The 25,648-nt window shown below is 56.2% G+C and carries 25 protein-coding genes and 1 pseudogene; 13 read left to right on the top strand and 13 right to left on the bottom strand.

The features are described 5' to 3' along the window. Positions 1–125: 125 nt before the first annotated feature. Both N5098_RS09440 and N5098_RS17450 read left to right on the top strand, forming a co-directional pair. Positions 126–3,245 (top strand): adenosylcobalamin-dependent ribonucleoside-diphosphate reductase, encoded by a 3,120-nt coding sequence (locus N5098_RS09440; protein ID WP_267637590.1) that lies wholly within the window; start codon positions 126–128, stop codon positions 3,243–3,245. A 14-nt stretch (positions 3,246–3,259) separates the two neighbouring features. After that, positions 3,260–3,376 carry an HVO_2523 family zinc finger protein gene (locus N5098_RS17450; protein WP_303651903.1) on the top strand — a complete coding sequence of 39 codons (117 nt, stop codon included), beginning with the start codon at positions 3,260–3,262 and terminating at the stop codon, positions 3,374–3,376. A gap of 7 nt (positions 3,377–3,383) precedes the next feature. Here N5098_RS17450 and N5098_RS09435 read toward each other — a convergent pair whose 3' ends face one another. Further along, positions 3,384–4,061: a TVP38/TMEM64 family protein gene (locus N5098_RS09435; RefSeq protein WP_267637588.1), complete on the bottom strand. Its 678-nt coding sequence runs from the start codon at positions 4,059–4,061 to the stop codon at positions 3,384–3,386. Between the two features lie 106 nt (positions 4,062–4,167). Here N5098_RS09435 and N5098_RS09430 point away from each other — a divergent pair, with 106 nt between their 5' ends. Further along, entirely contained in the window at positions 4,168–4,545 is a 378-nt protein-coding gene (locus tag N5098_RS09430) for a DUF5830 family protein (RefSeq protein WP_267637586.1), read from the top strand. Between the two features lie 25 nt (positions 4,546–4,570). Here N5098_RS09430 and N5098_RS09425 read toward each other — a convergent pair whose 3' ends face one another. The 6 genes and pseudogenes from N5098_RS09425 to N5098_RS09400 all read right to left on the bottom strand — a co-directional run bounded on the left by N5098_RS09425 (position 4,571) and on the right by N5098_RS09400 (position 10,589). Beyond that, positions 4,571–5,662, bottom strand: a complete 1,092-nt coding sequence (locus N5098_RS09425; RefSeq protein WP_267637585.1) for a DUF7115 domain-containing protein — start codon at positions 5,660–5,662, stop codon at positions 4,571–4,573. 87 nt (positions 5,663–5,749) lie between these two features. Then, a pseudogene (purL, locus tag N5098_RS09420) lies at positions 5,750–7,966 on the bottom strand (phosphoribosylformylglycinamidine synthase subunit PurL); the annotation flags it as partial. A gap of 152 nt (positions 7,967–8,118) precedes the next feature. Next, positions 8,119–8,562: a DUF8146 domain-containing protein gene (locus N5098_RS09415; protein WP_267637582.1), complete on the bottom strand. Its 444-nt coding sequence runs from the start codon at positions 8,560–8,562 to the stop codon at positions 8,119–8,121. 112 nt (positions 8,563–8,674) lie between these two features. Further along, a complete protein-coding gene (locus tag N5098_RS09410) occupies positions 8,675–8,965 on the bottom strand; it encodes a hypothetical protein (protein WP_267637581.1) in 291 nt (96 codons plus the stop codon). Positions 8,966–9,060: 95 nt separating this feature from the next. Continuing rightward, a complete protein-coding gene (locus N5098_RS09405; protein ID WP_267637579.1) occupies positions 9,061–9,651 on the bottom strand; it encodes an RPA family protein in 591 nt (196 codons plus the stop codon). Beyond that, positions 9,651–10,589 (bottom strand): replication factor A, encoded by a 939-nt coding sequence (locus N5098_RS09400; RefSeq protein WP_267637577.1) that lies wholly within the window; start codon positions 10,587–10,589, stop codon positions 9,651–9,653. Before N5098_RS09400 ends, N5098_RS09405 begins: the two co-directional genes overlap by 1 nt. Before the next feature lie 192 nt (positions 10,590–10,781). Between N5098_RS09400 and N5098_RS17795 the strand changes: the two genes are divergently transcribed. Next, entirely contained in the window at positions 10,782–10,892 is a 111-nt protein-coding gene (locus tag N5098_RS17795; RefSeq protein WP_497007450.1) for a DUF8595 family protein, read from the top strand. 63 nt (positions 10,893–10,955) lie between these two features. Here N5098_RS17795 and N5098_RS09395 read toward each other — a convergent pair whose 3' ends face one another. Continuing rightward, complete coding sequence (locus N5098_RS09395; RefSeq protein WP_267637575.1) at positions 10,956–11,585, bottom strand: VOC family protein; 630 nt, start codon at positions 11,583–11,585, stop codon at positions 10,956–10,958. 103 nt (positions 11,586–11,688) lie between these two features. Next, a complete protein-coding gene (locus N5098_RS09390) occupies positions 11,689–13,965 on the bottom strand; it encodes a sensor histidine kinase (RefSeq protein ID WP_267637574.1) in 2,277 nt (758 codons plus the stop codon). A gap of 210 nt (positions 13,966–14,175) precedes the next feature. Here N5098_RS09390 and N5098_RS09385 point away from each other — a divergent pair, with 210 nt between their 5' ends. Then, positions 14,176–15,315 carry a thiolase family protein gene (locus N5098_RS09385; protein WP_267637573.1) on the top strand — a complete coding sequence of 380 codons (1,140 nt, stop codon included), beginning with the start codon at positions 14,176–14,178 and terminating at the stop codon, positions 15,313–15,315. Between the two features lie 134 nt (positions 15,316–15,449). Next, on the top strand, positions 15,450–15,956 hold the full coding sequence (locus tag N5098_RS09380; protein WP_267637572.1) for a PaaI family thioesterase: 507 nt from the start codon (positions 15,450–15,452) through the stop codon (positions 15,954–15,956). A gap of 20 nt (positions 15,957–15,976) precedes the next feature. On the opposite strand, the gene N5098_RS09375 is transcribed toward N5098_RS09380, so the two are convergent. Together N5098_RS09375 and N5098_RS09370 are read right to left on the bottom strand one after the other, a co-directional pair. After that, complete coding sequence (locus N5098_RS09375; protein ID WP_267637571.1) at positions 15,977–16,885, bottom strand: MBL fold metallo-hydrolase; 909 nt, start codon at positions 16,883–16,885, stop codon at positions 15,977–15,979. Positions 16,886–16,958: 73 nt separating this feature from the next. After that, the gene (locus tag N5098_RS09370) at positions 16,959–17,534 is read right to left on the bottom strand and encodes a response regulator (protein WP_267637570.1); all 576 of its coding nucleotides are present in this window, start codon (positions 17,532–17,534) and stop codon (positions 16,959–16,961) included. A 95-nt stretch (positions 17,535–17,629) separates the two neighbouring features. Here N5098_RS09370 and N5098_RS09365 point away from each other — a divergent pair, with 95 nt between their 5' ends. From N5098_RS09365 to N5098_RS09355, 3 genes are all read left to right on the top strand, one after another. Continuing rightward, on the top strand, positions 17,630–18,199 hold the full coding sequence (locus tag N5098_RS09365; RefSeq protein WP_267637569.1) for a DUF7978 family protein: 570 nt from the start codon (positions 17,630–17,632) through the stop codon (positions 18,197–18,199). Positions 18,200–18,415: 216 nt separating this feature from the next. Continuing rightward, a complete protein-coding gene (hisF, locus tag N5098_RS09360) occupies positions 18,416–19,231 on the top strand; it encodes an imidazole glycerol phosphate synthase subunit HisF (protein ID WP_267637568.1) in 816 nt (271 codons plus the stop codon). Positions 19,232–19,283: 52 nt separating this feature from the next. Continuing rightward, positions 19,284–20,117: a hypothetical protein gene (locus N5098_RS09355; RefSeq protein ID WP_267637567.1), complete on the top strand. Its 834-nt coding sequence runs from the start codon at positions 19,284–19,286 to the stop codon at positions 20,115–20,117. A 65-nt stretch (positions 20,118–20,182) separates the two neighbouring features. On the opposite strand, the gene N5098_RS09350 is transcribed toward N5098_RS09355, so the two are convergent. Further along, positions 20,183–20,467 (bottom strand): DNA-directed RNA polymerase subunit L, encoded by a 285-nt coding sequence (locus N5098_RS09350; RefSeq protein ID WP_267637566.1) that lies wholly within the window; start codon positions 20,465–20,467, stop codon positions 20,183–20,185. 106 nt (positions 20,468–20,573) lie between these two features. Continuing rightward, complete coding sequence (locus N5098_RS09345) at positions 20,574–21,677, bottom strand: PAS domain-containing sensor histidine kinase (protein WP_267637565.1); 1,104 nt, start codon at positions 21,675–21,677, stop codon at positions 20,574–20,576. An 81-nt stretch (positions 21,678–21,758) separates the two neighbouring features. Between N5098_RS09345 and N5098_RS09340 the strand changes: the two genes are divergently transcribed. From N5098_RS09340 to N5098_RS09325, 4 genes are all read left to right on the top strand, one after another. Next, the gene (locus N5098_RS09340; protein ID WP_267637564.1) at positions 21,759–22,712 is read left to right on the top strand and encodes a M48 family metallopeptidase; all 954 of its coding nucleotides are present in this window, start codon (positions 21,759–21,761) and stop codon (positions 22,710–22,712) included. Positions 22,713–22,818: 106 nt separating this feature from the next. Next, positions 22,819–23,247 carry a DUF3054 family protein gene (locus tag N5098_RS09335; protein WP_267637563.1) on the top strand — a complete coding sequence of 143 codons (429 nt, stop codon included), beginning with the start codon at positions 22,819–22,821 and terminating at the stop codon, positions 23,245–23,247. Between the two features lie 167 nt (positions 23,248–23,414). After that, positions 23,415–24,971, top strand: coding sequence for a methyl-accepting chemotaxis protein (locus N5098_RS09330; protein ID WP_267637562.1), 1,557 nt, complete (start codon positions 23,415–23,417; stop codon positions 24,969–24,971). Further along, entirely contained in the window at positions 24,968–25,645 is a 678-nt protein-coding gene (locus tag N5098_RS09325) for a G protein-coupled receptor family protein (protein WP_267637561.1), read from the top strand. Before N5098_RS09330 ends, N5098_RS09325 begins: the two co-directional genes overlap by 4 nt. The last annotated feature ends 3 nt before the right edge of the window (positions 25,646–25,648 follow it).

Here is a 25,648-nt window from a genome sequence, read left to right as displayed (position 1 = left end):
ACAATCGCAGGACAGAACCCTTATTGGGTCCCGTCACGAAAGGAATTTCCGTCACAAATGATAGCCAAGGGAACGCTACAGGAAGGGTGTATCGCCCGTCAGACAGCGCAGCGTGGTGACTCCGTATGAGTCAGGAGCTCGCGGCTGACGAACTGACGCTACCGATCAAACGAACGGATGGAGACACGCTCGAAGAACGACTCACCGGTAACGCATATCACAATATTCTCCCGGCCCGATATCTCCGAAAAGATGCCGACGGTGACGTTACCGAATCACAGGCAGACCTCTTCGAGCGCGTTGCGAAGAACATTTCGCTTGCAGAAGCTGTTTTTGAGGCGCGTAAACAAGATATCGAAGTTACGGTGACGCCGGACCAGCTCAAGCCAGACCACCCACGGCGCGACGAACTCGCTGCTGAAGTCTTCGGAAAAGGTGTCACGGCTGACGACGACGTTGAAACCGTTCTCTCGGAGTACAACGTCAACAAATTCTCCTACGAGACGATTGTTGGGGATTTGCCCGACAGCGTTCAGGACCACGTCGAAAGCGTCGCAGCCGAGTTTCAGGAGAGTATGGAGAAACTGTCGTTCATGCCAAACAGTCCGACGCTGATGAACGCTGGCGACGAACTCCAGCAGCTGTCGGCCTGCTTCGTCGATTCGCCGGCCGACGACATTGACGATATTCATCAGACAGCCAAGGAGGCAGCCCAAGTATTCCAGTCCGGCGGAGGTATGGGGTATGCGTTCTGGAAACTTCGTCCCTACGGCGACGCAGTCGGGTCAACGGGCGGTATCGCGTCCGGCCCAATCACGTTCATGCGTACGTACGACCAAATGTGTGAGACAATCGCACAAGGCGGGGCACGCCGTGGCGCACAGATGGGTGTCATGCGTGTCTCACACCCAGACGTCATCCAGTTCATCCACGCAAAGAACAAAGATGTCTCGCTTGCGAACACGCTTCGTCTCAACGATCCCGACGACTTCACACATAACTCCTTTACCGATGCACTGGATGAAGCTCGTGAACTAATCGATGACGACGGGCGCGTTCCGGAGCACCTCCGGAACGCTGTTGAGGGCCACCTCTCGAATTTCAACATCTCGGTTGGCATCACCGACCAGTTCATGGAAGCCGTCAAAAACGACGAAGAGTACACGTTCACCAACCCACGGACCGAGAAACCACATATCGCTACCGAGGAAACGAAAGAACTGTACGATATGTTCGGTCTTGGCGAACACGTCGAGGTCGGTGAGGTGCTTTCGGTGCCCGCTGGAGAAGTGTGGGACCGCATTGTCGAGGGTGCTCACGAAAACGGTGAACCTGGTGTCATCTATCTCGAACGAGTGAACAAAGAGCACTCTTTTGACGTTGAGAAACACCCTGACCACCAGATTCTGGCGACGAATCCGTGCGGCGAACAGCCACTTGAGGAGTACGAAGCCTGTAATCTCGGGCACATCAACCTCTCGACGCTCGCTTCTCAGGACACGCCCGACTGGCGTGTCTGGGCTGATGAGCACGCTGACGAGTTCGAGAGCCGCGACGACGCCATTATGGCCTTCCTCGATGCTGCCATCGACTGGGATGAATTCGACCGCCGTATCGAAATGGGGACTCGCTTCTTGGAGAACGTGGTCACCATGTCAGATTTCCCGGTCGATAAAATCGAACAGAAAGTCCGAGAGATGCGTAAGATTGGGCTGGGTATCATGGGGCTGGCACAACTGTACATCCAGCTCGGCCTGAAATACGGGAGCGACCCGGCAAACGAGGTCGCACGCCAGCTCATGACTCACATCAACCACCATTCAAAATGGACAAGCCACGAACTTGCACAGAAACGTGGTACGTTCGCTGAGTGGGACAACTCGAAGTTCGCCAACCCGACCGAATACCGTGAGTGGTTCGAAAAACAAACCGGTCTCGATGCCGATGAGTGGGAAGACGGCTTCGCCATCCGCAACCACAACACGACAACGATTGCGCCAACCGGGACGACCAGCATGGTCGGTAACACCACTGGTGGCTGTGAACCTATCTACAACGTCGCCTACTACAAGAACGTCTCTGACGACGTGCAGGGCGACGAGATGCTCGTCGAATTTGACGACTACTTCCTGCGCACGCTTGAGGACAACGACATCGACGTTGAAGCGGTCAAGCAAGAAGCCCAAGAGCAGATGGCAACCAACAACTTCGATGGTGTCGATGGCTTGGAGACGGTTCCGGACGCTGTCGGAGAGCTGTTCGTGACGACCGGTGATCTCTCGGCCAAGCAACACGCAGGCGTCCAGACAGCCTGTCAGCAGGGCGTCGACTCAGCTATCTCGAAGACGGTCAACGCACCAAACGACTCGACGGTCGCCGATGCAAAGGAGGTCTTCGAGTATATCTACGAGAACGGTGGCAAGGGCGTCACCTACTACCGTGACGGGACACGCTCGAAGCAGGTGTTGACCACCCGTGCCCAGAACACCGAATTCTCCGATGAAGACGAGGCCGCCGAAGCCATCGTCGAGCAGATTCAGGAGCTATTCGGTGGCATTGAGGACTTCCTCGACAACGAAGATGTCCGTGCAGAGCTCGAAGCAGACCTAGATGACCTCTTTGACAGCGGCTCGCTCTACGCCGAAAAGAAGCCACGGCCTGACCAGCTTCATGGCATCACACAGCGTATCGATACCGGCTACGGCAAGCTCTATGTCACCACTAACGAGGACCCACAGACAGGCGAGCCATTCGAGCTGTTCGCCAACACGGGTCACTCTGGTGGCTTCACCAACTCCTTTACTGACGCGCTAGCCAAGACTATCTCGGTCGCATTGCGCTCTGGTGTCGACCCCTACGAAATCGTCGACAAACTGCAGGGTATCCGCTCACCGAAGGTTGCCTGGGATAAAGGCGAGCAAATCAACTCGATCCCTGACGCCTTCGGGACCGCCCTTCGGCGCTACCTCGATGACGAGGTCGACAAGGCATACCCTGACCAAGCGACGCTCGAAGAGACTGCTGGCGAACCACAAGATGAACAGAGAAACGACGCTGCCGTCGAGTCGACCGGTCCGGAGACTGACGGCGGTGCTGTCGGACAAGACGCCGCAAGTATCGAGTCCGACCACCAGACTATCATCGAGGCGGGCGAAAGTCCGGAATGTCCTGACTGTGGCTCGCTCTCGCTGTACTACGCCGAAGGCTGCAAGACCTGTGAGTCCTGTGGCTGGAGCGAGTGCTAAGACACTACGGAGCCATGAATGACGGTGGCCGTCCGTGTCCGATCTGTGACCGACCGATGAACCACCGTCACTGCAAGTACGTCTGTCCGGAACACGGTATTGTCTACGACTGCTCTGATACGTTTTACTGACACGGGCTCAGTCCTGTGAGACTGTCGGTGCACCTGTCCGCCGCTCGCCTCTGTAGTAGTTGTACAGCGGCCCTGCAAGCAAAATGACTGTCAGTCCTGCAAGAGCGACAACTAGTTCTGGGCTTACGGCGAACTCTGACAGCGACAGGCTTCGCATTGACGCGCCGGTGAAGACGGTCACAAGCGCCCATGGCACCTCACCGACGACCGTTCCCGAGAGAAACGGCTGCAGAGAGACACCAGTCAGCCCAGCACCGTACGAAATTGGGTCACCTGGGACCGGTGAGAAACGGGCAGCGACGACACCCCGGAACTCCCCAACGGTCGCGACGAAGGCCTCACCAGAGTGACCGATAGCGCCGAACAGCCCGATATCGGTCTGTGCGTATCGACCGATAAGATACGGTGGGAGCGCCGACAGCGCTGCCCCAGCCAGCGCGAGCGGAAACGCAATCGCGGCACCATACAGGAACCCAAGCGCGAGCGCGAGCGAGGAGACGGGCCACAGCAGGAACGGTCGAACAAGGTAGACAATTCCAAGCGCAAGGCAAAAAAGCAGTGGGCGAGAGGCCAGTCCTTCGAGTTCGGAGATAACGGTGTCGACAGAGAACAGCACTGCGGCCACGGCGGCGAGTCCACAGAGGCCCGTCAGTCCAATAAGCTGGCGGACTGTCGCCCGTTTCATCATCGAAACAACGTTCCCCTGACGACAAACGTTTTGTGGTCCCGCTCGTCACGCGGCGTCGGCTGTCGAGATAAACACTTTGTACCCGGCGTCCAAGCGTTCGTTTGTGTCCGGGCACGATGAGGACCCGCTAACGGAGACAGTTGAACTCGGTGTCGAGTTGCTCGCCCATCTCGAAGACCCAAAACTCTCGCTCAAGGAGGCACTCGACCGATTAGAGACACTGACCACCGACCCCGCAGTGACACGAGAAATTCTCGATACGGCTGAACTCCGTGGCATCATCGAACGCGAGGATGGCCTGATTCGCTCCACAAGCGGACAGTTCGTAAGCTTTGAGGCCGACGTTACCTCGCGCGAGGGCGAGTTCGTTTGCCGTCGCTGTGGGACAAGTATCACCACCGGCTATTTTATCGAGTTTGATGCAGGCGAGCACGGTCCTTTCGGCTCGTCGTGTATCCGGAAAGTGACTGGCCGAGAGTAAGAGGCGGTACAGGATGGTAAGACTCTCACTGCTGGCGTCGTAGCTCCTCGACGAGTTGGGTTATCGTTTCTTGCTGTTCTTTGAGCAGCTCGTTTTGGCGTTTGGAGACCTTTGTCAGCGTCGCGAGGCGCGATTTCATCGCTTCGATATCATCCGGGTCAACTGCTACCTCGGTCTGGACCGGTGTCGGTGTCTGGTCGGCACTGCTTGAGTTGGTGTGTTCTTCTGGGTGCGTATCGACGGTGCGTGTCGGCTCCGGCTCGTTTGTGGCTGCCTGTCGATCTGTGGTACTGGTCTGTGTGGTCGGCCCGGAATCAGCGGACTCGGCAGTGGTCTCTGTGTTTAGGTCTGTTGTCGTTTCTTCCTCAGTGAGTGGCGTAACGTCTTCGTCGTCGTCGGACGTAACTAGTGGGTCAATGGTGTCGTCAAGTTCGATATCTGAAGAGAGTGAGGACCCACTCTCGCTGGTCGTCGCGCTGTCGTCGCTGATAACACTGTTGAGCTGGTCGAGTGTGTCGACTTCATAGTAGCTGAACAGGGCAGTTGTAAGCGCACGTCGGATGACTGCATCGTCGCCACGCGGTGCCTTGATTCGTTGTGGCCTTCCATCGACAGAGATGACGATGGAGGTTGCGACACTTCCCTCCTCGAATTCAAGCTGTGTCACGTTTGCGTACGGATACTCCTCGTAATCTGCGTCCCAGAGGTACGAGCCGACGTGTTTGATGATGCGCTTGTCGGTGATGATGAGCGTCAGCTCACTGAACCGAAAGACGCCTTCGATATCTTCACCACTCGCTGTCACATCTGAGTCCTTGAGGACGCCCGCGATCAGACGCTCAAGCACTGCTTCGGTCCGGTCGCCGGCGACAGTAAACCGCTTCTCGCTGTCGACGTACGTAAGTGTGAACGATGTCTTTCGCCGTCCTTCTGAGATATCTAGGCGCTCGACATCGTGGTCGTATGTGTCTAGTGAATCGTCACTCAACAACCCCTCCCCACGGTAGAGGAGTGTCCGGGACGGGGTGAAACAGATAATGTCTTCATCCCCGAGGTTGACCGCGGACTCCAGCTCCTCGTCTCCGAGTCGCTGTTTGATTGTGTCCGGTATCTCCATGCTGTGGATGTTCCGCCGCGAGGATATAAATCCGAGGGTACTCGCTGGCCTCGTTGATAACTGCTGTGTCGCGTCGGTACCTTCGTATTATGCCAGTTCTTCCCCGATAGTTTCCCGATACTCGGCAATCGTATCGTCGTCGACGTGAATCGTTGAATCACCAGCCGATAACGAGAGCGTCCCGCTGTCGGTTGCACGCCCTATCTGTGTCACCGGTGCGACACCATCGAACGCGTCTCGGACCTGTTCGGGTTTGGTCGTCTCGATGACGACGCGCCCCGCCTGCTCGTGAAAGAGCAACTCAGTCGCGTTCGGGCCGGATATTTCAACAGCTGCGCCTGCGTCGGCGGTAACCATCTCTGCAAGCGTGACGGCAAGGCCGCCATGGCTCACGTCGTGTGTAGCACAAGTTGACTCGGCGTCGGCCACCGCTGCAATCGTTTCGATGAGCTCGTCTGGTGTCTCTGGAAGTGTCGGGAATGTATCGGAGCCGTCGAACTGTGCGAGATACTCTGAGCCACCGAGCCGTGCTGTGGTCGCTTGGGCTAGTGCGTAGTCGCCGACGACGAGAAGCTCGCCCGTGCCATCAAGCGACAGTGACGGTGCATCGTATCCGTCTTTTGTTCCAACGAGTGCAAGCGTCGGCGTCGGTGGAATCGGACCGCTCGGGGAGTCATTGTACAGCGAGACGTTCCCACCGACGACCGGTGTGTTGAGAGTCGAGCACATATCGGCGAGGCCGTCAACGATACTGCCAAAGCCACCGTATACGTCTGACTTCTCGGGGTTTCCACCGTTAAGACAGTTGACTGCTGCCAGTGGGGTTGCTCCTTTAGCGGCAACGTTCGTGGCGTTTTCCAGTGCGACTGCGCGTGCACCTTCGTATGGCGCGGCGTCGGTCCAGTTGGGGTCGGCCCCGGACGAGAATGCCAACCCGACGCCTGTCTCGTCGTCACTATCGCTTGCCGCTTCAGCAGCATCTATGCCAGCTTCCCGTACCGCAAGCACCGCGGCGTCGTCGCCCGGAGCGACTGCCGTCCGAACTTGTACTTCGTGGTCGTACTGGCGGTAAACCCACTGTTTGGACGCTGTGTTTGGGCTGCTCAGGACTGCCTCGAATGCGTCGGTCAACGCAATATCGGGCAGGTCACGCGCTGGTTGGGTCGGCTCTTCCATGGTCAGGTCGTTCATCGGCGCGCCCTCGCCGAGGAACTCCGCGTCCACATCCACGAGTGTCTCGCGTTCCTGGTCTTCGCCTTCGGTGACGGTACAGACGTAGTTGCCTTCGGTGACCTCGCCGATGACCGAACAGCCAAGGTCGTAGCGCTCGGCTATCTCCTGGACGCGGTCGACGTTTTCGGGGTCGACCTCGTAACACATCCGCTCCTGTGATTCGGAGATGAGGATTTCGAGACCGTTCATCCCCGGCTCGCGCTGGTGAACCTTGTCGAGTTTGATGTGTGCTCCGAGGTCGCCTTTTGCGACCATCTCGCTGCTTGCACCGCCCAGCCCAGCAGCTCCAAGGTCGCGCGCGGACTCGATGAGATTCTCGTCGATCAGGCGTTCGTTAGCCTCGATGAGAAGTTTCTCCGTGTAGGGGTCGCCCACTTGGACTGCAGGGCGGTCCTCAGTCTCGGCATCCTCGGAGAGGTCCTCACTGGCGAAGGATGCCCCACCGAGGCCGTCCCGGCCGGTCGAGTTGCCCACAAGGACGAGCGTGTTGCCCGGTTCCTGAGCCTCTGCAGTCACCAGTCGGTCGTCGTCCTCGATAAGACCGACACAGGCGACGTTGACCAGCGGATTCCCCTCGTAGTCGTCGTGGAACGCGACGCTCCCGGTGACAGTTGGGACGCCGATACAGTTACCGTAGTGACTAATCCCCTCGACGACACCCTCGAAGAGATAGCGTGAGTGTTCGCGGTCGAAATCACCGAAATACAGCGAGTCCGCGAGCGCAATGGGGTAGGCACCCATCGAGAGTGTGTCACGGACGATGCCGCCGACGCCTGTCGCTGCGCCATCAAACGGGTCGACGTAAGATGGATGATTGTGACTCTCGATGCCTAACGTGATGTATGTCTTATCGTCTCCGTCGGACGGTAACGCGACGACTGCGGCGTCGTCGCCCGGCCCGACAACAACCTGCTGGTCTTCGGAATCAAACGCCGAGAGCAGCGGTCGTGAGGAGCGATAGGCGCAGTGCTCGCTCCAGAGGTTTTCGAAGAGTGCCGCTTCCGCGGTTGTCGGCTCGCGGCCGAGTTCCGCAACGACGAGTTCCCTGTCTGAATCGGCCAGTGTCATTACGGACTCATTGCTGGAGGCTGGCTAAATCGCTTTCCATGCGATAGTGGTGGGTACTGACTCTGTTTTTTGTGTGGCATGCTTTGAATAGACAACGAAGTGACAACAGGCCACTTACCAACCACGACAGTCGGGTATAAAAAGAACGCCGTCAACTAGAGGGAGTCTTCGAACTCGTTTCCGATGCGGTAGGGAGATTCCTCTTCCCCTTTGTCGCCGTCAAGCTCGTCGAGGTCGACCACGTCTTCTTGATCGTGTTCGTCGAGCTCCTGACGGAGCTTTGTCACGTAGCGTTTGTGTTCTTCGAGTTGTTCGCGAAGATGCTCGGCTTCTAGTTCGAGGCGCTCGTGCTCACGAACGAAGCTCTTGGGTACCTTGACTTTCGGCGGGAAGCTCTGACTCATTTCGTCGCTTTCGGAAGACCCCTTAAGCTCGTGTTCTGGGACGACCTCAACTTGACCATCGTGGGCAACCAGCATATCTACGTAGTCTCGGAAGACTGCCGAAAGCGAAATATCACGCTCCTCTGCGATGTCGCGCAGGGTTTCGAATTTCTCTTGGCTCACGCGAAAGGAGATTGTTTTATTCTTGTTGCCCATTGTCAACTGGATACTCATAACTCCTCACATTTAATCGTTTGTCAGACAAACGCATGACGTGACTCGTCACAGCGTGGCTCTGGCCGCTGACACGACGCTCACTGAGTCAGAGTTACGCCCCCTGAGAGACAGAAAAGACACTAACACCGAATCCAATCACGACAGTCAACACAGTCCAGCCAGCCCAGAGTAGACCGGTCTGGTCGGTGCGGACGAGTGCAAAGGCGGTGGCGACGGTAAAGAGGCTGTATCCAACGAGAGCACCACCGGCCCCGTACCGGACCCGCTGTGAGCCTCCACTGTCAGGGTAGTGAGTCAGCAACTCGGTTCGCCCGCCGACGATGGCGATGCTGGGAACCAAGACAATCACTCCGACTGTGGCGAGGACGAGTGTGTCGATCACACTACTGAGTTACAGCGATAATTAAAAGAAGCCTGGGCAGCGGTTTCCAGGCCCGAAACCGTCTGGATAGCGTTCACAGCTCCCGAAACCGGGAGTCAGTTTGTGCTTGTCTCGGCTTCCTGCAGGGTTTCAAGCGCAGAGACAGCGGCTTGACGGTAGCTTTCGGTCGGTAAGTCGTACTCGTCTTTGGCCATCTGGACATACTCATCAGGGCTGTCTTCCTCGAACCGCTTGATGCGTTCTACTGTCCGTTCGGCGGCTTCGACGACCCAGCGGTCTCGAGTTGCCTCGTCGACTGTCGATATTGACTCTGGACGGACAGAGACGTTTACCTCGCCCTCGTCGGTCTCGTAGGTTCGTGGTTTGCCGACGACGGAGACGTACTCCGGTGCATCAAGCTCGCGGAGCATCGATGCGGCGTCAGGCTGGTACTGCCCGGCGTACGTGAAGTACGTGTCACCGTTCGGGTCGACAATACGCCCCTGCCAGTATTCGGAGTCCTCGCCCACGTCCTCTGTTTCTGTAAGCGTGCCGACGACAAACACACGGTTGGCACGCTCGCCGGTTGGCAAAAGAACGTACACCGGCGCACGGTCGTCGTCGCTCTCTTTGAAGGTGTAGGTAGCGTCGTTGAACTCTGCTGCGAAGACACGGCGGGCAACTTCACGGGTTGGTGCACTCGACATTATATCGACCTCGCTTTGATGAGAACAGCTTCAGAATCGGCTGGCGATTCTAACTGCTCAAACTCGTTGGCCAGAACATATCGGCCAAGTGTCGGGCCGACGATCCGGTAGTATCGACCGAGGACTTTTTCGCGCATTTCGTCGGCTACAACGGATGTATCCAGTGCGTCCATCGCCATCTCCTGTGCCGTATCGAGTGTAATCCCAGTAAGGTCTTCGGTCGCCTCGCGGTTAAAAATAATCTCATGGACATCGGTTCCATCATCAATGACACCCTTGATTCGGAGGTCGAACGAGCCTTCGACTTCACCGTGCTCGGAACAGCGCCCGTTCTGGAGTACGCGCGTACAGTCTTCTTCGGGACAGCGCTTGATAAGCCCAGAACCGGACTGGATGTCAACTAGTGCCCCCTCGACCTCGGTGGAGTCATCACCAACCTCAATCTCCTCGTCGCGCTTTTCGATGGTGGTTGTCCGATTGAGCTTCACCGAAAAGCGCCCCTGATACTCGTCGGTGACAACGTTCCGGAGATCGTAGACTGACCCAGCTTCGAGGTCGGTCAGGTCGGATTTCGACCACTTTGTGAACTTGACGGTCCCGGTCTCGTCGCCGAGCAGGCCAACCTGCGCGACAGCATCGCTGCTTGCGTCCCAGAGCTCGACAACCTTCGCTGTGATATCAATCCACTCCTCGGCATGGTCGATATCAGCAACGGCTTTTTGTTCGTTTCCGCCACCGCCCGAAAGGTCATCTCGTTCCATCCCTGCTTCGTCGAGGTACGTGTTCACAACGCTACGGCGCGCTTCACTTGTCGGAACTTTGTACTCGTTGACCAGCGTATTCAGCCGTTCTTCGACCTCTTCGACGGTAATATCGACCTGGTCTGAAAACTGTTCGTGTATCTCTTCTGCGTGCGTATGCAAATCTGTCTCGGTCATCGGTTGCTCACTGTCTCCGCTTGTGTTTCTGTGGGAGACATACGACACTTGCTTTTCCATCCTATAAAAATCTCCCCAAGGGCAGTGAAAGTAAAACTCGGGCCAAAAACCGTTTCTCGTTTATTGTACGGTGTTCTGTGTGATATGTTATCAACCACAACCTAGATACTGCCTCGGTCCTGTTCAACTTATATGGATGAGGCTGAGGAAACAGATGAGAATAATCATCTGGACGATATTGATGGTGGCATTGGCTGTGTCGAGATTTGGGAGAAACTCTCTGATGAACGTAAGGGTGAGTAGTCGGTGTCAACGGTAGTCGTCCGTCCGTACTGACCGGTCTTTGCCTCTGGGGTGGCGAACTGATTAGTTGACCCCGCCGACTCCACTTGTGGCGTTGGGCAGATCGTAGGCTGTCGCTTCGATATCTAACGCTTCAAGCGCAGCTTCGAGATGGTGTGTCTTGGCGTATTCGGCCTCTTGGTTGATACGAATCGCTTGGGTTTTTGCGAGTATCTCACCCTTCCGGTCGTCGGGAATATCGAACTTATCGGCGGTAAGCTCAATCATCAAGCCGTCGTGGTCGCGGGTGTACAATGAAAAGAAAATTCCACGGTCGAAGACGTTGTAGGACTGTCCGGCGTCATCAAGCGCCAAAGCAACTTCCTCGAACCGCTCAGGGTCGATGTTGAAACAGAGATGATGGACACCGCCGACCCCGTTACGCTGTGGCTTGGGGTTTGCCTCACGGTCGCTACTGACGAAGAACGTAATAATCGTTCCGTCGCCAGTATCGAAAAATAGGTGTTCCTGCGAGGGGTCATCGAGGTTCGGCTGGCGCAAGACGAGCGACATTCCGAGTAGGTCACGGTAGTACTCGATTGTTGCCTTTGGGTTAGAGCCCCAGACGGTGATATGGTCGGTGCCGAGCGTCCGAAACGGACTCTCTGGCGGTGTTGCTGTGACTGGAGCCTTCTGGGATTTCTTTTCGGACATATCGTAACTTGGGGCTGAAGTGGCAATATCTCTGTGGTCAACTCCTTTCTCGACAATGTTCAACAGAGCATCATTGTCTGTTCTAAACGTAGGCAAACATCTCTCAGGACGCGCGTTCCTGCGTGTGGTCTGGGTGTTCTTTCCGATCCGGGAGCGTCACTTGGACAGTCGTTTCCAGCCCTTCGTCGAACACAAGTTCGCCAGCGAGTTTATCTACGCCCCATTTGAGTTGCCAGAGACCAAGCAGCCGACGACTGTGCTGGTGGGTTGTTTCGGTTCCAGCCTGCAGCGCTGCGACAGCGTCTTCGGGAAGTCCGGAGCCGTCGTCTTCCACCGTGAAGACGTAGCCATCTTCGTACGCGTCGGCAGCGATTGTCAGCGTCGAATCTGCGGACAGCAACGAGTTACGGAGCATACTTTCAAGTACTGCTTCGAGAATCCACTCATCAGTCACGAGCGATCCTGCGCCGGTTATTTCAGTCGTAACTGTCACACCATCGGCATCGATCTGGCGAACTATTCTCCGTAACAGGTCCGAGAGGTCAACCTCCGAGGACTGAACGTCCCGTGATATTATTTGGTCGATAGTCCGCGCTCGATTCCCGATTACCGCGAGCCGATCCGCAGATTCCTGAATCTGTTGTGCATGACGGTCGTCCGTGCGATCACTCAACACCTCAGCGTGACTCTTGACGATGTCGGACTGGTTTCTAATGTTGTGACGGAGCACGCGATTAAACACTTCCAGCCGCTGCTCGCGGTGTTTCCGTTCGGTCACATCACGGACATTAATCAGTGCTGCGGGGTCGTCGTCGTGTTCAATCCGTGCAATCGATAGCTCGACGGTCCGCCGGTCACCATCGCGTGTTTCGATATCGACCTCGTACTGCGTCGGCGGCGACTCTCCGATAAGTTGCTGTTGATACCGCTCCTTGACAAGGTCACGGTCGGCCGGTACGACGATATCCACGAACTTACGACCAACGAGCCCATCGTGGTCGTACCCAGTTATTTCGAGGAACTGTTCGTTCGTGAACACACACCGTCCGTCCTGAACAACGACGACGCCGTCGTTACTCTGCTCGACGAGTGTCGTGTACCGCTCGCGCTCCTCTTCTATCTCGTCGATAAATCGTTTCAGGTCAGTCTGCATGTCCGCCATTGACTCGCCGACACGGCCAGGTATCTCCTTATCAAGGATTTCGGAGTCGAACTCTTGTTGTGACAGCTTTTCGGACTGACGTGTAATCGTCTCGATATACTGTTTCGTGTTTCTGAAACTCTCTCTGAGCTGGCCGATCTCGTCGGTTCGTGCTTCATCTTCGATTTCGACACTGAGGTCACCTTCGGCGATGGCGTCTGCCTGCCCAGCCAGTCGTTTGATTGAGCGAATTGGTCCAAAGTGAATGACTGCACCAATAAGGAGGAACCCCAGAAAGACCGCACAGAACAGGATTGCAAGGTCTCGCTGGACTTGACCAGTCAGTGCGAGCGCCTTTGATCGCGGTGCCTCTTTGACGACGACCCAGTTGACCCCCTCGCTTGGCACACTGTGGTATCCTCTGACCTCGTTATCGTCGATATTCGACCCGCTCAATGGGGCAAACTGGTTATCGCGTTCGAGAATACGGGTGCCAACGTCTGTTGTTGTTCTGTTGCCCTTGTATGGCCGAAACTCATTGGGGCTATCGGCTTCGAACATCACGTACGCGCTCACACCGCCAAGGACGATAGTATCGGTCCCGTTGACAACGTGTGTTGATTCCCCGATGCGTACACTCGGCTGGTATTCGCCAATAAGGACGTGTTCTCCGTCCGGAGTCGGTGACGCCATCGCAACGGACATATTACCGTTATCGAGATACACCCACGAGACAAGAACGTCATCTTGGCCGTCGAACGTGAACGAAATTTCGTTACCATTGGTATCCTCGCCCCAATTGATGTTTGTTGCACTGAGCTGTTGGCCTTCAAGTTGCTGATCCGTGCTTACGATAATCTGCTCTGTTGTCCCGTTGGACGATGAGTTAGCTGTCCGTTCAACAAGGTGAAAACCCACGATTTCGTCTGACCGTTGAGCCAGCTCAGATCGAAATGTCCCTCGCGTCATTATAATATTGTCACCGGTGATACCTCGGTGAGCAGAAAGGACACGAATCGACTCCTGTTCGCCCTCGAACCACTTTGCGAGCTGATCCGCTTCGAGTTCCGTGTTACTCTCGATGGATTGTAGTTGTCCGGCAGTTACTTCATCGGAGACCTGCAGTGCCATTATCGTACTTATTGTCCCAATAACTGCGACGATGAGCAGTGCAACTATGAACAGCTTGACTGCATACCGCGAACGGAGGAAGTCTGGAATGTTCTCTCTAAGGCCCATGGATCACATCCGGTAGTGGCGACCGTCTCTTGAACTATTGCACAGGTTTGTTGATGAGACAATTGAGCTTTGGGGTCTGACACGCGTCGATACCGGTTCTCTGTCTACTATTTGACCTGTCATTGGTTTTTTACTTCCGGGCAAAACAACAGTTCACCACGGGTTTGCAGTTCCAGTGTGTTTAACACTGTCACTACACAATAGGGTTGTATGTCAGCAAACACTCCCGTTATCGTCGAGGCGGTTCGCACACCACAGGGAAAAGAAGACGGCGCTTTTGCGGGCGTCCGTAGCGAGGACCTTTCAGTCCCGCTTATCAATGAGATGCTTGACCGAACCGGAGTAACCGGTGAGGATGTCGATGACCTGATTTGGGGTTGTGCCCAGCAACGCGACGAACAAGGGAACAATCTTGCCCGCGTTATCGCGCTCCTGTCAGACCTCGGTGAAGAAACGCCGGCAAGCACGGTCAACCGGTGGTGTGCCTCCTCGGCTGAGGCCGTGATGCGTGCTGCTGATTCAATCGCCGCCGGCCAGCGTGACTGTCTTATCGCTGGCGGTGTTGAGTCGATGAGTCGCGTCGAGATGGGCGCGAACACGCACAACGTACATCCGCGCCTGAACAACGACTACAACGTCGCTGAACTCGGGATGGGTATGACCGCCGAAACGGTCGCCGAGGAGTTTGATATCAGTCGCGAGGAACAAGATGAGTACGCCCTCCGAAGCCAGCAACGGGCTGCCAAAGCAACTGAGGAGGGCCGCTTTGCTGACGAAATCGTTTCAATCGAAACCGACGACGGCGTGGTCGAGAAAGACGAGGGTATCCGTCCCGAGACGTCTCTCGAGGCACTGTCAGAGCTTCCAACGGTGTTCAAGGCTGAGGGAACGGTCACCCCGGGCAACGCTTCGCAGGTGTCCGACGGCGCGTCCGGTCTCCTCATCACGAGCCGTGAGTTCGCCGACGAGCACGGTTTCGACGTGCTCGCCGAAATTGGCGACCACAACGTCGCCGGTGTCGACCCAACAGTTATGGGCATTGGCCCGGTCCCCGCCGTTCGCCAACTCTCGGAACGGACCGGCCGCGATATCGATGACTACGACCTCGTTGAGCTGAACGAGGCCTTTGCCAGTCAAACGCTCTACTGTCAGGAAGAACTCGGATTTGACGACGACAGCTTCAACGTCAACGGCGGTGCAATCGCCATCGGCCATCCGCTCGGTGCGTCGGGTGCGCGTCTGCCAGTGACACTCGCCCACGAGATGAACCGCCGGGACGCCGAACTCGGACTCGCAACGGAGTGTGTCGGCTTCGGGCAGGGTGCGGCTATCGAACTCCACTTACCCTGAGCAACCGGTCGCGCTATGCTTCACTCAAAGCGATATTTTTGTCAGTTGTCTATCTGGGCAGTCGATAGAGGCAGCGACACTAGCTACGGAGAGAAAACCACCTGCTGACCGTTTCTCGTAGTTTTCGTGGCTTTATGGGTTCGTGGCGTCTCAACGAGGACATGGACCTCGTAGAACTGTTCAATCAGACACCGTTTGTCGAACACCTTGGTATCGAGTTGACCGAAGCGGAGGACGGCTACGCTGAAGGCCGGCTTCCCTTCAGCGAGGAAATGCGGTCAAACAACTTTGGCTCCGTTGCACACGGCGGCGCTACGTATGCGCTCGCCGATACCGTCGGTGGCGCAGCAGCCATCTCCCTTGCCGGGGACGTGACTCCGACCGTCGACATGCGTATCGATTATCTTGCACCGGCCACATCGGACCTGACTGCAACGGCAGAAGTCAGCCGGTTCGGGTCGAGTCTTGCGATGGTACATGTGGATATCCATAACGCCGAGGGTGAGCGAGTCGCGAGTGCCCAGGGGACCTACAAAACTGGTGGTCAAGGCGAGGCAACCCCTTGGAAAGGCGACGAAGCACCGTGGGAAGGCCACGAGCAAGCACAAGCCGACCGTTCCACGAACGAGCCATCGGAGTGAGACAACTTCGGGCCTGTGTCTTACTCGCGCTGGTCGAGGTCGTGCAAAACGCCGCTGACATTCATACGCTCTTCCTCTTTTGCGTGGGCCTTACCCCAAGCATCCATTGTTTTTGCACGCTCGGCGAAAAACTCCAAAACGGCCTCGTCGTCGTCAAGCTCTTGACGTTTGGCCGCGACGCGGTCGACCCACGATTCCAGGCGGTCAGCGTACTCATCGAGCAGGGTGCCGGTTTCTCTGTCGCCGAAGTGAGCGTAGTACAGCGCCGCAGGGTCGAGGCTTTGGAGCAGTTCGACATCGGCCAGACAGCCCGAAAGGTCAAAGCCCGGTGGCGGACTCGTATGAGTGATCCCATCGATATGGGGTGAGTTGATACCCGCGGCGTCAGCGGTGAAGACACCATCGTTAACTGGGTCATAGAAGACCGCCTGATGGAAAGCGTGGCCGGGAGCATGATGGACTTCGAGCGAGTGGTCGCCAAGGTCGAGCGTTTCGCCGTCTTCGAGTCCGACGACCCGGTCGTCTGGAATCGGTTCGGGTTCGACGTAGTATTCAATACGGTCTCCGATAACGTTCTGTGTTCCCTCCCAGATTGCTGTGGGGTCCGTGAGAAACTGTGCGCCGGCCTCGTAGACGCAGACATCGGCGTTCGGACAGGCATCAGCGAGCAGGTGTGCTCCACCCGCATGGTCAAGGTGGACGTGTGTCGGAGCAATAACTTCAAGCTCTTCAGGAGAGATACCGACCGTCTCCATCGCGTCGAGTACTGTTTTGTAATTGAAGCCGGTTCCCGTGTCAATGAGTGCCGGGCGCTCCGCATCAAGGATATACACCAGTCCGTACGCAGGAGTATCGTACATCCCAACGTCGACATAGTAGAGATTATTCGTTTCTGCCGCAGTCGCCTCGTGTAAGTCACCAAGCGCCATGCACTAGGCCGTCGTCGCCGTCACAATAACGTTTCTCTTGCGGTAGTCCGTAGCTCGCCTCAACCGCCCGTGGTCACCCGGGGAACCGTCCAATATTGCTGAACTCTGCTTCAATATCGTCTATCTCATCGAGTACATCGTCGAGTTCCTCCCTGAGTTCGTGGACTTGGTCGCGGAGTTCGGCGACTTCGTCGCTTGTCTCAGTCTCTTCTTCGCTCAGTTCACTTTCGAGCAGTGCCAGCTTTGAGGTAAGTTCGAAGTACTCTGAGACTGTCTCGTCGTGTTCGATGATGTCGAGTTGATGATTGATTGCATCGACAAGGTCCTCTTTTTCTACCGGCTTACAGAGATAGTCGTCGAACTGCATCGAGACAATATCGAGGCCAGGGTCAACAGCCGTCAACATGATGACCCGGCAGTCGTACCCTTTCTCACGCAGTTTAGTCAGCACTTCGTCGCCGGCGATATCCGGCATGCGACGGTCCAATAGGACAATATCGACATCGATATCTATCACATCCAGCGCTTCGCTCCCGCTGTAAGCAACGCGCGTCTCGAACTGGTTCCGGAGTCGGAGTGCGTACACGTCGGCGACTTCTTCTTCGTCGTCGACGACCAACACCGTGGCAGTATCACGCTGGGCGGACACACTCTTAGTTGGCTATCCGGGTATAATAAGTGTATGTGTCACAGTCTCGGCTCGTGTAACGAGATTGTTTACTGCCGCCACCACTATCTCTGACTATGGCAGATAGCGTCGGTCAAGCAAATCCTCCTGATGAGCGTATCGAAGGCTGGCCACTGCCGCTTCGCGGGGCCGTCTACGGTGTCGTCGCTGGTCTTGGAACGTACGTCACAGTCACACTCTTCGTTGGGATACACGTGTTGACGACGGCGAATGTGACGTTTTCGGGAATCGGTATCCAGACGCTTTTTCGAGCAACACTTGGTGACTTTTTTAGCGCACATATTGGCGTCACTGATGGCGTTGTCCTCGGTGTTGCGGGTGTCGGTACAGTTCCCGAGCCGGCGTATACGTTTGCTGTGCCTCTCTTGCTCGGGTACTTTGGCTGGTTGTGTCACACGGGACTGACTGCCGATACCGGTCAAGAGGCATTCTTGCACGGAGCGAGCATAGCGATAGGGTACACTCTCGTTGTTGGACTCTGTCTGGCAACACTGTATAACACCGCGAGATTCGCGTTCGTTGGAATCGACACGACCAGAGCTGTGGTCCTTGGCGGTCTCGTCTACCCAGTCGTGTTCGGTGGTCTTGGTGGTATCGGCAGCTACATGACCCACGTTCAGTCCTAACTGTCTGAGCGACGGGTATCGTGTTTTGCTCTCCGAGCGCCGTCCTGTGATTATCAGTTCACCCGTGTTCATCGTTCGAGCATACGGAAAATCGGTCGCACATCTGGCGCTGAGTCTTGTTTTACAGTCGGCGTTGCTGTTATGCCAGGAACTCGGTGATAGAAAGGTCTACGTACAGTCCCGTGCTACACTAAGGTAGAACGTTCACCAGCTTCTATGGCACTTACAAAACGCATTATCCCTTGTATCGACGTTGATGTCGACGACGATGGCAATCCAGCGGTGTACACGGGAGTCAACTTTGAGGATTTGGAGTACACGGGCGACCCCGTAGAGATGGCAAAACGCTACAACGAGTCTGGTGCGGATGAGTTCGTCTTCCTCGATATCACGGCATCGGCCGAGGGTCGGGAGACGATGCTTGATACCGTCCGCTCAGTTGCCGACGAAGTGTTTATACCCTTGACTGTCGGCGGTGGCATCCGGACTCGTGCAGATATCAAGGAGACGCTTCGCGCCGGCGCTGACAAAGTGTCGATAAATACCGGAGCACTGGAAAACCCTGACCTTATCGAGGATGGGGCAGCGTCGTTCGGCAGCCAGTGTATCGTCATCTCGGTCGATGCACGCCGCCGATTTGACAGTGAGGGAGAACAGTACGTCGAGGTTGATGGCGAGTCTTGTTGGTTCGAATGTACCGTTAAGGGCGGACGCGAGGGAACCGGTATTGACGCTGCCGAATGGGCAAGTGAGGCCGAGGACCGCGGCGCTGGCGAGTTGTTCGTCAATTCTATCGACGCTGACGGCACAAAAAACGGCTACGATATCCCGCTTATGAACGCAGTTAGTGACGCTGTCTCTACACCAGTCATCGCCTCGTCGGGCTGTGGTCGTCCCGAAGATGCCTACGAGGTGTTCACTGAGGCCGATGCCGATGCGGCGCTAGCTGCCTCGATTTTCCACTTTGACGAATACTCTATCCGTGAGGTCAAGGAGTATCTCGATGAGCGCGACGTGGCGGTCCGACTGTAATCGTTTGGCCAGAGCGCCACCCTTTTCGTCGCATGCTCACAACAAGCAGTCAATGGAATGGCGGTGCGAGTGGTGTGGCAAGCCCCACGAAGAGGATGACCCACCGTGTGACAACTGCGGACACGGGAAGTTCGAGAAGGCTGTTGTCCGACAGACTGACCTTTCCGACGAAGACGGGCAGGAAGCAACGCTCGTCTGGGCGTGTACAGACTGTGGGCGCGAACATCCCAAACACGCACCCCCCTGTAGCCGATGTGGAAACCCGACACTTGAAAAGCAAAAACAACGCGTTGCGGAGTCAGAACTCGATGCTCCAGGCTATTTCGACCTCGTGACACCCCAGTATCTCGTTGCTTTCGGGCTGACACTTGTCGTCGTAGCCGTTGCAGTGCTTGGGTTCACTGGCGTTATTGACGTGCCCGGCTTCGACCAAGGCGGTGTCCCGGATGTAGACGGGGTTCCAGGCAACGCGACCGCCGCTGACGGTATCGCTCTCGATGCTGTCGAGACTACCTCCGCTACCGCACTGAACGAGCAGTTCACAGACCACCGATTGCGCCGTAGCACCCAACTCGACGACGTTGCGACTCGCTACACCCAACGGGTAATCAAATCGCTTTACGCCGACGGTGAGCGCCTCACCGGGCAACAGATATCCAGCCTTGCTAGCGATGCGTGTCAGTCCGGGACTAGGCTACATGCTACTACTGTTCGAGTCTCGGCCAATGACGGCGAAACTGCCGAGAAACTGGGCGCAGCGCTTGCGGAGAAAATCGTTACCGATCGCGGACTTGAGTTGACCGCGGAAACTGATGCGCTTGGTCTCGACGCACACTCTGTTCGGGGTGATATCTATCTCGGACTGATTAGCTGTAACGGGAGATAGCGCTGCTTGAGTGCAGTCGAAAAAACTATTCGCCAATACCAGTGGTGTCCTGTGGCGTCACACACTCAGACTGCGGCGTCGTAGGCAGCCTGGAACTCGTTTGCCTTGTTGATTACTTCGTCTGCTCCCTCTTCGAGCGCGTCGAGTGCGTCGACACCATCTTCGGTCTTAATTGTTAGGACGGGGTCGGTCTGACCGCCCGACTGCTCTGGGTTCACATCGTATGTCGCAGCGTCGATGCCGTCGGTTTCCAGCAGTGTGCCTTTGAGGACGTTCATAAACGTATGGTCCTCGCCGGCAATCTCGATGGAGAGTTCGTTCTCCTGTTTGTCGATAACCCGTAGTTCCATACACACGAATACTGAGAGGGACACATCTCAAGCTTTCGAATCGGTCCCGTCGAAGGGCCACAGCCAACGCATCGGCGGAGTCAGCGACCTCTATTGTTTCTGGTAGTTATCCCGACTCTGAGTCCGGACGCGTTACCCCGGTCAGCTCGAAGCGCGCACCGCTTTGCTTGGAGTCGCGGTCAGTGACAGTGACATGCCAGTCATGGACCTCGGCAATCTCACGGACGATAGTCAACCCGAGCCCGGTTCCGTCGGCAGTCGTCGTGTATCCTCCTTCGAACAGTTGGTTTTGGTCCCCATGGTCTATGCCCGGTCCATTGTCACCCACGTAGAACCCAGCTTGACTGTCACGGTCGATTATGCCAACCTCGACTGTGACGGCGGTATCAGCTGACTCCTGACTGGCATGCTCGACAGCGTTTCTAAACAGGTTCTCGAACAGCCTGAGCAGCCCATCACGATGGGCCTCGATGTCGGCCGTAGCAGTTACGGCCAACGTTGCATCAGCCGTGTCGACGTTCCCCCACGCGTCTCGTGCCACGGGTTCAAGCGCAACTGGCCCGGTCTTCACCGACCCCTCCCGTTGTTGGGACAGCGTCAAGACATCCTGAATGAGCCGTTCCATACGTTTGAGCGAGTTGTATATCTCGTTGAGATGCTGTTCGCTCTCCTCGTCGACGTCAGCGATTTCGGGCAGTACCTCAGCCCGCCCAAGTGCCACATCAAGTGGGTTCCGAAGGTCGTGGCTGACGACGCTTGCGAATCGTGAGAGGCGTTCCGTACGGGCTGTCCGTGCACTCACATCACGGACAGCCGCGACGACATCAGCTTCGTGGTGGTCACTCTCAAATGTGGTGAGATGACACTCAACAGAGACGCTGTCACCGTTGCGTTGCCTGAGCGAAACTTCGACCGTTGTGCTGGCAGTGTCGGCAGCCATCTGTAGGTCCTCAACTGCCGATAGCAGGGCCTGAGAATCCGCCTCGTCGACAACAGCTGTAATCTCATCTATTTCGGTGGCAGTGTAGCCGGTCTGTCGTTCGAAGGCTGGGTTTACATACCCCAACTGCCCGTTTCTGCTGAACGTACAGACCGGGTCCCCCACCGCTTCTACGATGCGTCCGTGCAGACCTGTTGTCTGCTCGTCACTGGCAGGCGGCGATGAGTTCTCGGCGTGGTCGTCGCTCATGATGGGGGTTGCTTGTTCCAATATTAGATGTCCCACAACATAATGGTGGTGTCAGACGCTGTTGAAGCAAGCCGTTTTGAGCGACCTCGGCTAAATGGGGGTATGTCTATCCTGATGCGAACCCTCATGTTCTTTGTCGGGGTGACGGTACTTGCGGTCTACGCCGCTGTCGCTGTTGGATGGCTAGTGCTGGTGCAGTGGCTGTTCGCTGACCCGCCAACCCTGACTACGTTGCTGGGTGCGTTTTTGATCGTTGTGCTCGGTATGGGATACGTCGGCTACCGGTTTGGGACCGTCAGAGTTGTTTCGAGTCTTGATGCCACTCGCCTGTCACGGGACCGTGTCCCGGAACTCTTCTATCGAATCGAACGCCTTTGTGCACAGTCCCGAGTACGTCAGCCAGAGCTGTTGGTCGCTGACCTTGGGGTACCGAATGCACTCTCTCTTGGCAGTCCCCGACAAGGTGTTGTCGTCTTCGACCGTCGGCTGTTTGAACTACTCAGTATCGACGAACTTGAAGGCATTCTGGCCCACGAACTCGCACACATGGAGCGGCTCGATACCTTCTGGAACACGCTAGCAGTCACTGCTGTACGTACGCTAGCTGGGCTGGTACTCGTTGCGTTGCTTCCGGTCAGTATTTTTCTTGTCGGCATCGACCAAGGAAGTGCTTGGATTGCTGGTGACCCTGGGCGGTCGCGGGTCGGTCTCGCCGGCTACTTCCAACAGGCGGTGTTGCTCGGCCTTGGCGGGCTGTTTTTCGTCTTCACGCTCGCCTTTCTCGCGTATTCGCGCAGACAAGAGTTCGCAGCCGACAGTCGAGCAACCGAGTTGACGGGCAACCCAGCTGCACTCGCCCGTGGGCTGGCAAAGCTCCACCGCGTGACGAACTCTCGTGGGGGGCTGCTATCTATGCTGTACATCCACGACGACCAGCGGACGAATCGCGACCGGTTGCTTTCGACCCATCCACCGTTACAGGACCGCATCGACCGACTGATTGACGACACCGAAATCAGCACACAGTACGACGTGGCAACTCTCCAGCTGAGATAGACTCGTTTCTCTTGAGATAATCTCGATATTCGAGACCAGGGCTTCTCAGGGTAAACGAACATCTACGTAGTGAGACTGATAAGACTGCGCTCCTGAGAATCAACCAATGCTTCGCTCCGTTCGCACACTCGATGTCCGGCCCCAACTGCCGGCCTCTCTGGGAGCCGCACTCGTCTTGTTTGGAGACTTGCTTGGCTTACTCCTGTTCGTCTCGTGGGGTCTGTACGAGCATAATCTCCTGGCTTGGGAGGTTCCGGTACATACTGCAGAGACACTCACACCATTTCTCGCTGCATGGCTCGCGCTCGCACCACTGTTCTGTTTGTACCATCACCGGACGCTCCGAAGCTACCGCCGAACATTTCTGTTGCTCGTTCCCGGCTGGGTTATCATCGCGCTGGTCGCCGCTGCTATCCGAGCGAGTCAGTTCTTCGAGGGTGGTGCGGGCGTAACGTTTGTCCTAGTGAATATTGCCTTTGGCCTCCTCGTTTTGATTCCGTGGCGGCTTGGGGCCGTCGCCTTGCTGCGACGCTAACAGTTATCGACGACCAATCACTGCCATCTCTCTGGTGTGTGTGATATTCTCATTTTCTTTTAATTAAATAGTTTATATCGTTACTTTGTGACAAACAGGCCCTTCTTGTTCTCATATTTGGTATTCTTAGACGTGCTTTTATGCCCTTCCTCTAATTCTAACGGAGTATGGGTTATATAGGGGCAGTTCGGAACAAATACGGAAACCGAGTCGTTGCATCGATAGTGGTTGTGACATTAGTGTCACTCGCGTTCACAGGGGTCTTTCTGTGGGTGTTGTTGCGTGGCGAACCGGACGAGCAGGCAGTCATCTCGGCTGCAGGGGGGACAGCAATCATCTTCATCATGCATCTGGGGGTGTTAGGTATCGTACTTAGTGGTAACCTGCGGGCGGAGCTTGGTGATTTGATGGATGGAACCCGTCGGATGGAAGAGGGGGACCTTGATTTCGAACTCGAATCTGACCGGCCTGACGAAATCGGTAGGTTGTATGAAGCCTTTGATAACATGCGACTATCGCTTCGTGACGCTATTGAGGAGTCCGAGTCAGCGCTTGAAGACGCGCGAGAGGCCGAAGAACGCGCCAAAAGCGCCAAAGCGGAGGCAGAAGAGTTGAATGACCAACTTGTTGCCGACGCCGAGTCGTTCAGTATTGCGATGCGGCAGTTGGCTGATGGTGATATGACCGCTCGGCTCGAAGCCAACAGTGATATCGACGCCATGAGCGAGATAGCTGGTGCGTTTAACGAGATGGCTGAGGAGTTAGAGGCAACGGTCAGTGACTTGATTACTTTCGCCGAGGATGTAGAATCGGCTAGTACGACTGTCAGCGAGAACGCAAGCGAGGTTGAATCGATAAACGAGACGGTTGCGGAGTCGGTTCTGACGATGGCCAACACCGCAACTGCCCAGGCTGACGAACTCGTCTCGACGACTGACCAGACTAACGAGTTGTCTGCAACTATCGAGGAGGTTGCCTCGACGACACAGGACGTTGCCCAACAGACAGATGAGGCCGCCGACATCGGCCGTGACGGCGAACAGCGCATCACGGAAGCGATAACACGGATGGAAGAAATCGAGACGACCGTTGAAGAACTCGATTCGCTTGTCGAGCGACTTGATACGGAGATGGAACATGTTGTCGACTCAACGACACTCATCGACGAGATTGCCGAGCAAACGAACATGCTCGCATTGAACGCCAACATCGAAGCGGCACGGGCCGACAAGGATGGTGAAGGGTTCGCTGTCGTCGCCAACGAGGTAAAAGCGCTTGCTGAGCAATCACAGGAGGTTGTCGGCGAAATTGAGACTGTTGTCGAGTCGGTTCGCGGTGACGTTCGCGAGGTAAGCGACAAGATGGAGGCCACGAGTGACGCGACGACGGAGGGCACGGCAACCGTCGAGGAAACGGCGGAGACGCTCCAGTCACTCACTGATACCGTCACAGATATCGACACGGCAATGCGCGAGATAGCCAGTGCGACTGACGACGGAGCGAACGCGACGGCTGAGGTCGCATCGACGATACGGGAAGCCTCCGACACAGCAACTGAGATGTCCAAAGAGTCCGACGACCTGTCGGATACTGCACAGCAGGCTGCCGACCGGATGAAGACAACCCAATCCCGTGCGGATTCGCTTGTCGACCGGACACAAGAACTCAGAGAGACACTGGCAACCTTTGAAATCGGGCACGAATTGAGAGGTGACAGTGCATGACTGACCCAATCTTGCTTTCGTTTGCCGTGGCATACGCGGTGTCGTCGGCCGTGTTGTTTGCTTGGGTTCGACGGGTGCCAGTCCAATTGCGAGAGTACTGTTACCCGTTGCTGGGTCTCGTTGTGCTTGCAGCGGTTACGCACACGTTATCCGGCCTCACTGTCGGTGTTATTGACCTCGGCAGCGCGGAGTTCGATGTTTTTAACGTGATTGATGGCTCTATCGCATACGGCGTCCTGTTCGGGGCTGCAGCACTGCTGGCTGACGTGACTCGTCGCCAGCTGTGGGTCGCTGTTGCCCTTCCGGCGACGATGAACGTTGCGTTCCAAGGCGCAGCGGTCACCGACGGTATCCTTGCTCTCGTCGGTGCGTTAATCGTCATTTTTGGGTATCCAGTTCTCTGTTGGCTCTATTTCCGATCGTTTGTCGAGACCGTTCGACAGACCTCACGTGCGCGCCAGCGTCTGTACCGAAAGTTCCGGAACTTGCTTCTGTTCTTGATTGGCTTTCTCATCCTCATTGCCTTTACGTCGCTTGATTTCTTCGTCTCGGATATTAGCGACACACTAATCGCGTACGTCGATTTCCTCTTGCGTGTCGGCTTTGCAGGCTTCCTCTTTGCGAATATCAGTGTCTTCTATGATTTCGAGGCGTCGGTCACCGCCGACAGTTAAGTT

This window comes from Halovenus rubra, assembly GCF_026586665.1.
Taxonomy (GTDB): Archaea; Halobacteriota; Halobacteria; order Halobacteriales; family Haloarculaceae; genus Halovenus; species Halovenus rubra.
Note: the sequence above shows the minus strand (reverse complement) of the source record. Positions and strands in the feature narration are given on the sequence as shown.